Raw genomic sequence first — 12,994 nt, forward strand, 5'->3', positions numbered from 1 at the left:
AAACTTAAGTTCCTACTTTTCTTTTATTCCATTCTTTATAGCTAAGCATTCCATAAAGTAATACACTCCTAAAAATAATTTTAGAGGAACATACTTTCTTTTTTATACGATTTACACATTTTTAAATACTAAAAACCCAGAGAAACCAAACTCATTATTAACGCTTTCTGTAAAAAACTTTTTCTTCAAGAGGCACCAAAAAAACGCTTCCGAAAAACTGTGTTTTGAAAGCGTTTTTAAATTATTTTATGAGATTCCGTATACCTTTCAACCTTGTACAAGGTCTTTACGAAATAGCATATATGTTGTATCGAACGTAGTTGTTATTTTACTACTTGCTCAAATACATTTTTCTTCTAGAGTATAAGTTATAAAACTCATCATCTTTCAGACTATCAATGAATAAGATACTTTCTCCTGTACTCTTCATTTCTGGCCCTAAACGTTTGTTTACATTAGGGAATTTGTTAAAAGAGAATACTGGTTGTTTGATGGCATAACCTTCTAGCTGTGGATTGAAGTCAAAATCTGTTACTTTCTTTTCTCCTAACATCACTTTTGTTGCATAGTTTACATAAGGTTCTTTGTAAGCTTTTGCAATGAAAGGAACCGTACGAGATGCTCTTGGATTGGCCTCAATGATGTATACCATATCATCTTTAATTGCAAACTGAATGTTAATTAATCCAACAGTATTCAAGGCTAAAGCAATCTTTTTAGTATGATCTTTAATCTGCTGCATAACAAATTCGCCCAAGTTAAATGGCGGTAATGTAGCATTTGAATCTCCTGAGTGAATTCCACATGGTTCAATATGCTCCATGATTCCAATGATGTATACATTTTCTCCATCACAGATAGCATCTGCTTCAGCTTCAATTGCACCATCCAAATAATGATCTAGCAACAGCTTATTATTAGGAATTTTACGGAGCAAATCTACCACATGTTCTTCCAATTCTTGTTTGTTAATCACAATCTTCATTCCTTGTCCTCCCAATACATACGAAGGACGAACTAAGATTGGAAAGTTCAGTTCATCTGCCAGTGCTAATGCTTCATCTGCATTTTCTGCCACACCAAATTGTGGGTATGGAATATTGTTTTCTTTTAACAACGTAGAGAAACTCCCTCGGTCTTCTGCTAGATCTAACGATTGATAGGTTGTTCCTAATATCTTAATCCCATAACGATCTAGTTTTTCTGCAAGTTTCAAGGCTGTTTGTCCTCCTAACTGTACAATAACTCCTTCAGGGTTTTCATGTCGGATGATATCGTAAATATGTTCCCAAAATACAGGTTCAAAGTAAAGTTTATCTGCCGTATCAAAATCGGTAGAAACCGTTTCAGGATTACAGTTAATCATGATCGTTTCATACCCACATTCTGCAGCAGCTAATACACCATGCACGCAGCAGTAATCAAATTCAATTCCTTGTCCAATACGATTTGGACCAGAACCTAATACAACTATCTTTTTGCGGTCAGTTACGACGCTTTCATTGTGCACATAACGTTCACCATCAGCTGTTTCTATTTCTTCTTCAAAAGTAGAATAGTAATAAGGCGTTTTAGCGGTAAATTCAGCCGCACAAGTATCTACCAACTTGTACACACGTTTTACCCCTAACTCTTCACGCTTGTTGTATACCTCACTTTCCCAACATCCCAGCATGTGTGCAATTTGTCGGTCTGCAAATCCTTTTTGCTTAGCTTCTAATAGTAATTCTTTAGAAATTGTATTGATGGTATTGTGCGAAGAGATTTCCTTTTCGAGATTGTATAATTCCTCATATTGCTTTAAGAACCACATATCAATTTTTGTGATTTCATAGATTCTACTTAAAGGAATTCCCATCTGAATTGCGTCGTAAATCACAAATACACGATCCCAAGAGGCATTGCGTAATTTACTAATGATTTGGTCATAATCTTTATACCCTTTTCCATCTGCTCCAAGGCCATTACGTTTAATTTCTAATGATTGTGTTGCTTTGTGCAATGCTTCTTGGAATGAGCGTCCAATTCCCATAACCTCTCCTACGGCCTTCATTTGTAAGCCAAGAGTTCTGTCAGAACCTTCAAATTTATCAAAGTTCCAACGAGGAATTTTAACAATTACATAATCAAGTGTTGGCTCAAATAATGCTGACGTTGATTTTGTGATTTGGTTGTCTAATTCGTCTAATGAGTACCCGATAGCTAGTTTTGCAGCAATTTTTGCAATTGGATATCCCGTAGCTTTACTCGCCAAGGCAGACGAACGTGATACACGCGGGTTGATTTCAATAGCAATGATTTCTTCTTTTTCATCTGGACTTACAGCAAATTGCACATTACATCCACCTTCAAAATCACCGATACTACGCATCATCTTAATCGCCATATCGCGCATTTTTTGATACGTTCGGTCAGATAGTGTCATCGCTGGTGCTACCGTGATAGAATCTCCAGTATGAATTCCCATCGGATCCATATTCTCTATTGAACAGATAATTACTACGTTATCGTTCTTATCACGAAGTAATTCCAATTCGTATTCTTTCCAGCCCATCATGGCTTTATCAATCATTACCTCGTGAATTGGAGAAATTTCAAGTCCGCGACGTAACAACTCATCAAAATCTTTTGGATCGTATACAATTGAAGCTCCAGCTCCTCCTAAAGTATAGGAAGCTCTAATTACTAGTGGAAAACCAAACTCTTGTGCTATTTCTTTTCCTTTTAAAAACGATGTTGCGGTAGCTTGTGGAGCCATAGCAACCCCTATTTTCCCCATGAGTTCTCTAAATTTCTCACGGTCTTCTGTAATGTTAATTGCCTCAATATCAACTCCAATCAGTTTGACACCGAAATCTTCCCAGATTCCTTTTTCATCTGCTTCAATACAAAGGTTTAAAGCAGTTTGACCTCCCATTGTTGGTAATACCGCATCGATTTGAGGATGTGCTTTTAATACCTCAATAATCGATTTGGTAGTAAGTGGCTTTAAGTAAACATGATCCGCCATAGATGGGTCGGTCATGATGGTTGCTGGGTTAGAATTGATTAAGATTGTTTCGATTCCATCTTCTCTTAATGAGCGTAGTGCTTGCGAACCTGAGTAGTCAAATTCACATGCTTGACCAATAACAATTGGTCCTGATCCGATAATTAAAATTGAGTTTAAATCTTCTCTTTTTGGCATTGATTCTCTGTGTGTTGTGTTGTTGCGTAAAAATAAAAAAACGTTTGGGTACAAAAAAGGTGTTGCTTTAAAAAAACAACACCTTTATTATTATGATATCAACATCATTACTTTTTATGTCTCATTTCTGATGATACTGATAATTTTTTTCTTCCTTTTGCTCTTCTACGAGCTAGCACCTTTCTACCGTTTGCAGAAGCCATTCTTTCTCTGAAACCGTGCTTGTTTCTTCTTTTTCTTTTCGATGGTTGAAATGTTCTTTTCATTACTGTAAATATCTTTAGTTTCTCTTGAAAATAATTATTAATGCACGCGAGATTCCTTTCTAAAAGTGCGGCGCAAATATACAAAGAGTTTTTACTTTAGCAAACACATTTTAAAAAATATTTTCGTTTGTTTTTTATACATTTGCAACCTCTATAAATATACACATTTTATGTTCAATAAAAATTTTAAACTAATCATAGCGGCAGGAATTTTTACCTACGCCATTTATCAATTCTACGAAACAAACATCGGAAATGGAATTTTCTTAATCTTATTAGCAGCTATTTTTGTGCTTTTTTATTTTAAGAATGAATTTATTCTACTATCGTTTTTAAAGCTACGAAAGCAGGATTTTGATGGAGCTAAACGTTTGTTGGCAAAGATAAAAGACCCAAAAAAGGCATTGACTAAGAAACAACAGGGATATTATTATTATTTGCATGGAATTATGGCATCTCAAAATAATTTGACACAAGCAGAAAAACATTTGCGGAAAGCTGAAAAGTTAGGTTTGAGTATGGATCATGATATGGCCATGGTAAAAATGACTTTAGCCGGAATTGCGGCTCAAAAAAATCGTAAGAACGAAGCTAAAAGCTTAATGAAAGAAGCCAAAGATTTGGACAAACGCGGGTTACTTTCAGAACAAATTAAAATGATGGAGCAACAAATGAAGCGAGCTGCAAGTGCACCAAAGCAACATTATGGAAACCGCCAGCAAATGCGCAGACGTTAATTCTCTATTCACATATAGTTTATACGTAAAGTCGAAAGAAATAATCTTTCGGCTTTTTTTATTTCTTCATTTGCGTTTTTTAGCAATATCTCTAGTGAAAAAATTCTATGAATGAGTATGTATAGTGATTTACTTAGAATCTCTGCGAAATCGCATGATATCTTTGTTAAGTTGCGAATCATCATTCACAAAACTTGACAACATACTTATAATCATATCATTGTGGTGATGCTTAGATATGAGTTGGTACGCCATGTCTTGTATCGTCTCTTTAGGCGCAATTTCTCGTTTGTATTCTAATTGGAGTACTTTTAAGAAGTTTTCTTCATTTGAAACATTTACCATATCTTTTTTAAAGTTGATGATTGCATTGTTCAATTGAGCTGTATCTTTATAGTTAGCAAAGAGATTATTAGCACAGTTTACCGCATCTTTGTTAGTTTCCCATCCATTTAAAAGTAAGTTATTTGCTGCCTGAACGTTATTCATTTTTTTACGATACAAAAGAGCTGCTTGTACGTATTGATAGTTCTTTTTATAATCATCAACAACTATTTGATAGTGATGAAATGCTTTTTTAGTATCTTTTAGTTGTGTGTGTATATCTCCTACTTCTTCATTCATTTCCAACTCTTTATAGAGCTGTACGGCTTTGGTATATGAGCGAGCATGTGCATAGCATTCAGCTGCTTCTATTTTATTTTTACATTTTTTAAGAAAAATTACAGCAGCTTCATTGTATAAATGCCCTTCTTTTAATATATGCGCTGCGCGATATGGGTTGCGTAAGAGTTTTAACTGAATGTACGCTGCCTTTTTGTATTGTTTTTTTTCGATGTACTCTTCACAAAGGTTTTCATAACGATCTACCAAGCTTTGAAATTGACTGTCGCCTATTGTAGATGTTCCTCCTCCATAGCCATTTTCTAAAGACACTGCTCCAAATAATGAACGCAATAAAGCAAATATTGCAAAAAAGATACACACAATAATCATGAGTGTAGTAATGAAACTCGTAAAGCTTCCTTGTATGATGGACATGACAAGTGTATAAATTGCCTTAAAGAACAAGAGTAAGAAGACAAAAAAGATCAACTTCTCCTGAAATTCTGTTTCTTTTGTATCAGTCATCTACTAATTTTTCGTCCTTTCGAACCAGTTTATATAATAATTTCAATACGGTAAACCCTAAAATTAGTGCAAAAATAATTCCAACGCCATTAGAGGTTACTAAAGGATAAAATAGGTATATCAATAACCCAATAATAATACATAAAACAATAAGTTTTGACACCCATGTCAGTTCATCTCCTCCAAAATAAAATTCACCACTTTTAGTTGAATTTTCTTTAAATGAGAAAAAATCACTGTCTTCTGATAATTCTAACCAAGAAGGAGTTTTTTTCTGTATTTGCTTTTCTTTCTTTTTTAAAACAAAATACAATATAATTACAATAATTAATAAAAGTGGTATAAGGATTTGTTGATATTGTAAGCTATCATTGGTTAGTGTTGAATCAGAGGTATTGTTAGGAATAAAATCTTTATTTTCCTTCATGTTTTGTTCCGACTGATTTTTCGTGAGCCTTACATCTTCTGAAATTGTTTTTTTATTGGCTTGAGATTGATCAAAAATAGCATATCCTATTCCTATCATACATATAATCGCTATAATTCCTAAAAGAATTTTCATTCCTTTTTGACTTCCTTCACCTGTCATTCCTATAGATTGCCACAAACCACTTTTAAATTTATACTTTGCCAAAGCTTTTCCTCGGGCTGTCCCCAACATGTCAAGAGGAACTGCCATTTTTAAAGCTGCTTCTGGATTTTTTTCTAAGTATTTTAAATACTTTTCAATTTCTATATTGTTCCCTTTGAGTACTTTTTCCATATCAAAAGGCAACTTTTTTAAATCAACCACTTCCTCTCCCACAAAAGGATTTCCCATTGTTGTTTCTTCTTCTGTTTCTGAGATTTCCACACTAAATGTAGAAACTTGAGTAGGGACTCTAACGCCTTTAGAAGGAACTTGTATATTGACTGCTTGCGGTTCAAACGCCTCCAATATGTTTTCCCAAGATAGTTTTTCTTTAAGTTCTATCAATCCTAACGTATGATGCAAAAAGTGTGGTACTCCATGAGTAATCCTAGCAAATTCTTCAGCTATCAATGCCATATTAAGCATTGTAAACTCTGGAATATAGAACTGAGGCGCTACTTTTTGAATGAATTTATTTTTTTCAACCGCCAAATGTTTTGGCATTTTCTTGATAATTAACAGAATACCTGCAATACTATTAGCATTAATTCCTGGGCATGGGTACACATCACAATCTGAAAGAGACAAGCGCATTCGAGTAATCTCTTGCAACCATATTGCTGGCGAAGAATTTTCAATAAAGATACCCGCTTTTTCATAAACGTTCTCCTTGGTATGTTGCAAGGTTATTTCCATGGATGTAATATGTGTTTCAGAAAAGGAATTAGATATTTTCTTTCAAAAGATTCTGCACTTATTTTATGCGCCTTGCTTTTTTCTGGGTAAAAATACATATCTCCTGCAAATTCTTTGGTTGTGGCTAATGCAAGCTGAATACCAATATAAGAGGACAGGTAAAAAATAGGAATCACGTCATTACTACTTTTAAAGATGAGCACTCCGTTTTTGTCAATTTCTATAGTACTTCCATCTTCAAAATGAATCATAAGTTCTCGCTTGTACACGTAAGTCGTTAGCCCTACATTTTTATTATCTAATTTTTCCCTTAATAATTGTAATTGAATTGAATTTCCTGATATGTTAAGTTTGTGTTTTTCATTAAAAATAAGCTCCAATTCATTGGTAATAGTTATGGTTCGTATTTTGCTAAATACAGAACCCTCCGCATACGAAACATAATTGGACAAATGATTTCGGTAACAACGCAATAACGAAAGCTTCGGTTGAACTATTTTTTCATATGTAAGCTCATGAATATGAAATCGTGTGTATACAGGATCGTCATTATAGTATTGTTTGGTAACCAAGTAAAGTTCGCCTTCAAGTACCATTAAATGTTTAAGGTAGTTTTTTTGAAATTCTCGATGATCGCCTTTATACTTTATAGTATAACTAGCGGTTTTAAAAATCATTTCATGATCTGCACTCCAATATAGGATTAACAATTCACCTTCAAATAAGGTTGCTAATTTTTGTTGTTGAATCCCCGTTACAAAACGCATTTCTTTCTGAATCATTTCAAACCCTTTTTGGCGTGTATACGTTTTGAAAAGATCTCCATTTTTTTGGAGTACATACGAAAAATACTCATCAGTAAAGTTGATAATACTTCTGACAGGATAGCCATACAATACGGGATAATTAACAATATTTGTATTTTGTTTTTTTTCGGGGTTAACCGCTGCTCTTCTTTTTCTAGGTGGTTTAGCCCAAAGTTCTTCCAAAGGAAGTACGATGTGCTTTGCTAATCGTTTAGAACCATTTTTTAGTGTATACACTTTTATATTTCCTCCAGCATCGGCTGTAATAATACTTCCAAAACTAGCATTATGTTTATTAAAAATGCTACGAATAGCAGCATGTTCCAACGTTTTGGGTGTTGTGAAAAATGTAATTTCTATATTTTCTTCCTCACATTCGTTCAAAAATAAGCTAAGCGCATTTGCAGCATCTAAAGAAGCTGACGTAAGCTGTAAATTTTCAATTATATTTTCTTTGGTATCAAAATGAATATTCTTGTATTTTTCTCCTAGAACAAATGACAAAAAATTCATTTCGTTCTTTGGATGATGTATTAACGAAAAAGCAGTTGCAAATGAAAGAATTTTGGGAGTTCCCCAATTTTTAATAGTCGTATCTATCAAGAAAATACGAGTTCGCAAATCTTCTTCAGGTGTTGTTTCGCGTCGTACAAATAATGCCTCTTTGTTTGCAATTCGATGTAAAAAAATCAAATCATCATTAGCAAACTCTGATAAGAGAATATTGTCAAATGTCCCTTTGTTGGTAATATCCGAAATACCTCCTAACGGCATTTCTCCAGGATGTACATAATGCATAGGTAATTGGATTCCCGACCAGATTCGTTTGACCAAACTTCCCATAAAAAAGGTTTTGGGATCTTCTAGTAGTTGCTGTAACAAGTCAGGATTGTCACTAAAGTTATGTATTTCAGTATCTTCTAGCTCAACAGGAACCGTTTCAATTTTTAACCAAGCTTTGAGTAATGCTTCTTTTGTTGGATATAAAAAATACAAATAAGCTAAGGCATTAATATCCTTACTAAACGCTGTTATGGTAAGTTGTCTTTTTTCTCCACATTCATTCAGTTCAAATTCTTTATTTTTTATCAATGTAAGAACCTCATCTGCATGCTTTGATGATAAAGTATAATTTTTATTCTCAAATAGAAAAGCAAAAAGATCCATTCGTCTTTTCCCTTTTTTATAGCTTTCAGGAAGCATAATTAATATATCCAAGAATTTTCTAGCGTCTTCTAAGTTTATCGTTTCAGTAGAAAACTCGCTTCTATTTACTAAAATTTCTTGAAGATTTTCATTGAAAATTTGATTAATAGCAAACCGAACTTCTCCTGGATTGGTAGCTAAAAACGCCAAAATTAAACTTCCGAACGGAGGAATTCCATTAGGAGTAATTATTTTTAATACTTGCTCAATTTGTTCTTTGTAAGCAATCGTCATACCATCTGGAATACTGATACAGTTTATCCCTCCTTGATAGTCTTGTACTACATTTATCACACTTCCGTAGAACATATAATCAATCTCCCATTGCCAAAAATAATCTTGATAGGATTGAAAGTACCTGCTTGCTATGGATTGTGCGTTATTCATAATTTACTGTGATAATCGAAAACTACTGATAGATAACGATTGAAAATCAGTAGTTGATATGGTAAAATACGTACTATTATTGTTGATTATTATTAGTTCATTGTCGCTTTGAGTCATTTTTTTTTGAAAGTATGTACTCAATTCTGGATATTCAAAATCAAATCCCGCAGGTAATAAAAAGTTTTGGTGTTTCCATAATGTGGTTCCTGGTAAAGCCAACAAAGGAATTCCTATGAGTAGTGCCTTTTTATTGACTATAGTCCATTGTACAGGTTGTAATCGGACAGCAGGTGTTTTGAGTATACTATTTTTTAAAACGTCCATATCTACCCATTGGGCAGCAGCTTCCCGTTCTACTGTAGAAGGTACTATACGAAATATGATTTTTTCTTTAATTCCGAAAAAGTTAAAGTTATAATCGGGTAGTGTAACCGGTAAAAAAGTATGAATGGGCGACCATACCCAAGAAGTTTTTAATCGTTCCTCAGGCAAATTCCCTTCGAGAAAAAATAATGCATTTTCTCGCTGAAAATAGATTTTTTTAAACGGAATGCTTCGTATTTCTGGACTGTGTAATTGTGCCGGAGCAATTCCTCGTATCCAAATATCGTCATTGTCAACCGCTACACGAAGCGATTGCCACACACGAATCTGAGCAAGTTTGTCTTTATACTTGATTGGTAAACGCAGCCAATATTCTGTTATGTTTTGTGTAAGATCTTTTTCCACAATTGATCTATTTCACTATTGATATATTCTTTTTTCTGTTGGTCTTTTATCCAATCTGTTCTATTTTGCAGGTATCGCAATTTGTCTTTGATGACATTTAATTCCTGTAAAGAAACTGTTTGTTCCTCAAATTTTTCTTTTAGATTTTCCACTTCATTCATCAACTCTTTAGGATTGGGCGCTTTGTTAAAAAATGCTTGCGGATGAACCGTAGCTTCCGTTTCTTCTTTTTCGATCATCGCATTTACGGTAGCTTGTAGTGTTTCTATTTGTTCTTCTGTACTCCAAATGTATTTTAATACCCATAAATCAGACAAAATAGCTTCGGTACGATTGCACAAAATTGCGCTTGCAGCGATTAGGTTTTGCATTTTTACAGCTCGTCGGTCAGAGACTTCTATTCCCGTATTTCGCAAACTGTGAATTAGCTCAATGTATGAACTTCTTATCGAGCTCAAATCCACACTTTTTACTTTGTTTTGTAAGTCTTTGATTTCTTCAGGAGAAATTTGTGTTTGTTTCGTAGTTTCATTCCGTTCAAGTTTCCAACCTGCATGCAAAACTTCTTCCAGCAACTCTGGTTTTACATTATCTACTTTCAGTCGGATTAAAAAACGATCTAATAAAGCTGCTAAGGCTTCATCTTCAGGCAACTGATTACTCGCACTAATAAACATTAAAGCAGGCAACTTCTTAGTTTCTTTTCCTCTGCGGAAAATCTTTTCATTTAGCGCCATTAATAAACTATTTAGGATGGCAGAATTCGCATTAAATATTTCGTCTAAAAATACCAATGAAGCTTCTGGTAACATTCCTTCTGTATTCGTCACTAATTCACCTTCCTTTAATAAGCGTATGTCCAATGGACCAAAAATTTCGTTCGGTTCGGTAAATCGCGTGAGTAAGTAATCAAAATTAATTCCGCCAATTACGTGACTGGACAATTGTTTAACAATGGCACTTTTGGCTGTTCCAGGAGGTCCTAATAAAAACACATTTTCTTTTGCCAATAGTCCAATTCCTAATAAATCAATTACTTCGTCTTTCCCAACAAAAACTTGTTTGATTTCTTCAAGGATTGCTCGTATTTTTTTTGTTTCGTTCATTTTTTATACTTCGGTAACAAATGCACTCCAAAAAGAATGAGCATGCTCACCTAAATGGATTGACACATTGTTTTGTATGATTTTATGTTTGGTCATATTGATATCTTTTGCGGCAATTACTCTGTCAGTAAACATCATTCGAAAGCAATCATTAGAAAAATCTGAAATAAGCTGTTCTTCATTGACTTTAAGTTCAATGTCGTGCCCTATGGCAGCATATGGAAAACTTTGTAGTATTTGCTGAAGTGTCTTTACCAACCAATCATCAAAGTCTATGTGCTCTAATTCTTTGAAAATATAAGGTAGAAAACGCAACGACAAATCAGCAGAAAGTTGTGTTGCAGGTGTTATTTTCCCTGCGTAAGGCTTGAAGAACTTCTCTAAATCTTTAGGTTCTTCCAAACGATGTGCTAAAAATTGCGCCGCATAATATATGGTTTTTGCTGCCCATATTGCGGCTTCTTTGTCAAAATCTGGTGCTTGATAAGGATAGTTTAAGCTTTCATTTTCATACTCCTGTGCTAAAAAATCGCCAACATCTGCCAATTCATCTAACGTAACTTTTGGTTGCTTGGTATAAAGTACAAAGTGTCCTGATGTTCGTAAATGATGAATGGTTTGTAGTATGTTATTTTGTAAACTCAAGAGAATTAAACATAAAAGCGTTTGCCTGACAGTAAGCGTCATCCAAAAGAACGAAATTTATATGTAAGAAGCAATTTTTAGATGTTAGAGTTTTCTCTATATAAGTTCTTTATATGATAGATTTATCAATATCTAAAAATGATATGTAAAAAGTATTTGAATATGACTCAAAATCGTGTAATAATTATACGAAGCGCTCTTTTGAATTTTTCGCTTTTTAATTAAATCATATACTTTTCGAAGACGAATTTCTAAAATCATTTTTACAACTAAGTAGTTCAAATCTATCTAAGTTGCGCTCTATAAGTTTTTCTAAAATACAAAATCTCCCAATGGGTTTAACACAACTCATGGGGAGATTTTATTTTGTTTGTAAATCTGCTCTGATTAAAGAATTACTTTGAATAAAATCCTTTCTGCGGAATTTCAATTTCGTATAGCTTACGTGATTTGTTATTCAATTTGTTTTCACGCAACCACGGATTGTGAATTTTTAAAATTTTATAGTTGATATTAAATTTTTTCGCAAATTCAGCAATATTAGTAATAGCGGTATCAACCTCTACTTTATAAGTAGGAATGTTAGTATATAAATCTTCTTTCTTAAAATTGAATCCGTATTTTTTAGGATCTTTAAAAATTTCCTTCAATGCAATAATTCTGAAAATATAACGCCCGGTTTCTTGACCAAGTAATAAATCATAATACGAATCTACTTGCTGGTCTTCCATACGACGTAAAATTCCTGTATTTCCTGCATTATATGCTGCTGCTGCTGCTGTCCAGTTTCCAAAACGCTCTTTAGATTCTAAGAGATACTTACAAGCTACATGTGTTGCTTTTTCTAAGTGATAACGCTCATCTACATTTGAATTGATTTCTAAGCCATTTTCCTTTCCAGTAGTTTTCATAATTTGCCAAAAACCTGTAGCTCCTGCAGGCGAAACTACATTTTGCAAACCGCTTTCTATCAATGCTAAATATTTAAAATCACTTGGAATTCCATGTTCTTTAAGAATTGGTTCTATGATTGGAAAATATTTGTTTGCTCTTTTAAACAATAACAATCCATTGGATTGCCAATACGTGTTGACTAGTAGCTCTCTATCCATTCGCTCCTTAATATCTGGCAGATATAACGGCACTTCTTCTCCTGCAAAATCTAATGTATTAGGCATTTCTAGCGCATATACATTGTAGTCGTTTTCATCATTTTCTATCATTCTTGACGACACTCCAGTCGTTTCTGTCTCCAGTTCAGCAGTCATCACTTTATCTTTTTGTACGGCATTCATCAATAATATTCCTAGAAAAATCAATCCCAAGAAAGCAAATCCATTTTTAATCTTACGCATTGTCTAATTTTTTTAAAGTTTTTCTTAATCGTCTTTAAGTTAGCTATTTTATTTGAATTGAAAAAGTGTTGGGTAGGTCTTACAAAAATAACAAACTGTTTCAGAATGAAGA

10 protein-coding genes are annotated in these 12,994 nt (G+C 33.7%); 1 reads left to right on the forward strand and 9 read right to left on the reverse strand.

Annotated features, from left to right (window positions below):
* Positions 1-331: 331 nt before the first annotated feature.
* Both carB and rpmH read right to left on the reverse strand, forming a co-directional pair.
* Positions 332-3,187, reverse strand: coding sequence for a carbamoyl-phosphate synthase large subunit (gene carB / locus AA088_RS09680; protein WP_046744782.1), 2,856 nt, complete (start codon positions 3,185-3,187; stop codon positions 332-334).
* Positions 3,188-3,294: 107 nt separating this feature from the next.
* Entirely contained in the window at positions 3,295-3,453 is a 159-nt protein-coding gene (gene rpmH / locus AA088_RS09685) for a 50S ribosomal protein L34 (protein WP_046744936.1), read from the reverse strand.
* A gap of 170 nt (positions 3,454-3,623) precedes the next feature.
* Here rpmH and AA088_RS09690 point away from each other — a divergent pair, with 170 nt between their 5' ends.
* Positions 3,624-4,190, forward strand: coding sequence for a tetratricopeptide repeat protein (locus AA088_RS09690; protein ID WP_046744783.1), 567 nt, complete (start codon positions 3,624-3,626; stop codon positions 4,188-4,190).
* Between the two features lie 129 nt (positions 4,191-4,319).
* On the opposite strand, the gene AA088_RS09695 is transcribed toward AA088_RS09690, so the two are convergent.
* The 7 genes from AA088_RS09695 to AA088_RS09725 all read right to left on the reverse strand — a co-directional run bounded on the left by AA088_RS09695 (position 4,320) and on the right by AA088_RS09725 (position 12,882).
* A complete protein-coding gene (locus AA088_RS09695) occupies positions 4,320-5,321 on the reverse strand; it encodes a tetratricopeptide repeat protein (RefSeq protein WP_046744784.1) in 1,002 nt (333 codons plus the stop codon).
* Positions 5,314-6,648 carry a hypothetical protein gene (locus AA088_RS09700; protein WP_046744785.1) on the reverse strand — a complete coding sequence of 445 codons (1,335 nt, stop codon included), beginning with the start codon at positions 6,646-6,648 and terminating at the stop codon, positions 5,314-5,316. The genes AA088_RS09695 and AA088_RS09700 overlap by 8 nt, the downstream gene beginning before the upstream one ends.
* Positions 6,639-9,047, reverse strand: coding sequence for a hypothetical protein (locus tag AA088_RS09705; RefSeq protein WP_157547137.1), 2,409 nt, complete (start codon positions 9,045-9,047; stop codon positions 6,639-6,641). The genes AA088_RS09700 and AA088_RS09705 overlap by 10 nt, the downstream gene beginning before the upstream one ends.
* A 3-nt stretch (positions 9,048-9,050) precedes the next feature.
* Positions 9,051-9,776 (reverse strand): hypothetical protein, encoded by a 726-nt coding sequence (locus AA088_RS09710; RefSeq protein WP_046744787.1) that lies wholly within the window; start codon positions 9,774-9,776, stop codon positions 9,051-9,053.
* Complete coding sequence (locus tag AA088_RS09715; RefSeq protein WP_046744788.1) at positions 9,749-10,882, reverse strand: AAA family ATPase; 1,134 nt, start codon at positions 10,880-10,882, stop codon at positions 9,749-9,751. Before AA088_RS09715 ends, AA088_RS09710 begins: the two co-directional genes overlap by 28 nt.
* A 3-nt stretch (positions 10,883-10,885) precedes the next feature.
* A complete protein-coding gene (locus AA088_RS09720; protein ID WP_046744789.1) occupies positions 10,886-11,527 on the reverse strand; it encodes a hypothetical protein in 642 nt (213 codons plus the stop codon).
* Positions 11,528-11,922: 395 nt separating this feature from the next.
* Positions 11,923-12,882, reverse strand: a complete 960-nt coding sequence (locus AA088_RS09725) for a lytic transglycosylase domain-containing protein (RefSeq protein ID WP_046744790.1) — start codon at positions 12,880-12,882, stop codon at positions 11,923-11,925.
* Positions 12,883-12,994: the final 112 nt, after the last annotated feature.

Origin of the sequence: Kordia zhangzhouensis (assembly GCF_001005305.1) — a bacterium.
Taxonomy (GTDB): Bacteria; Bacteroidota; Bacteroidia; order Flavobacteriales; family Flavobacteriaceae; genus Kordia; species Kordia zhangzhouensis.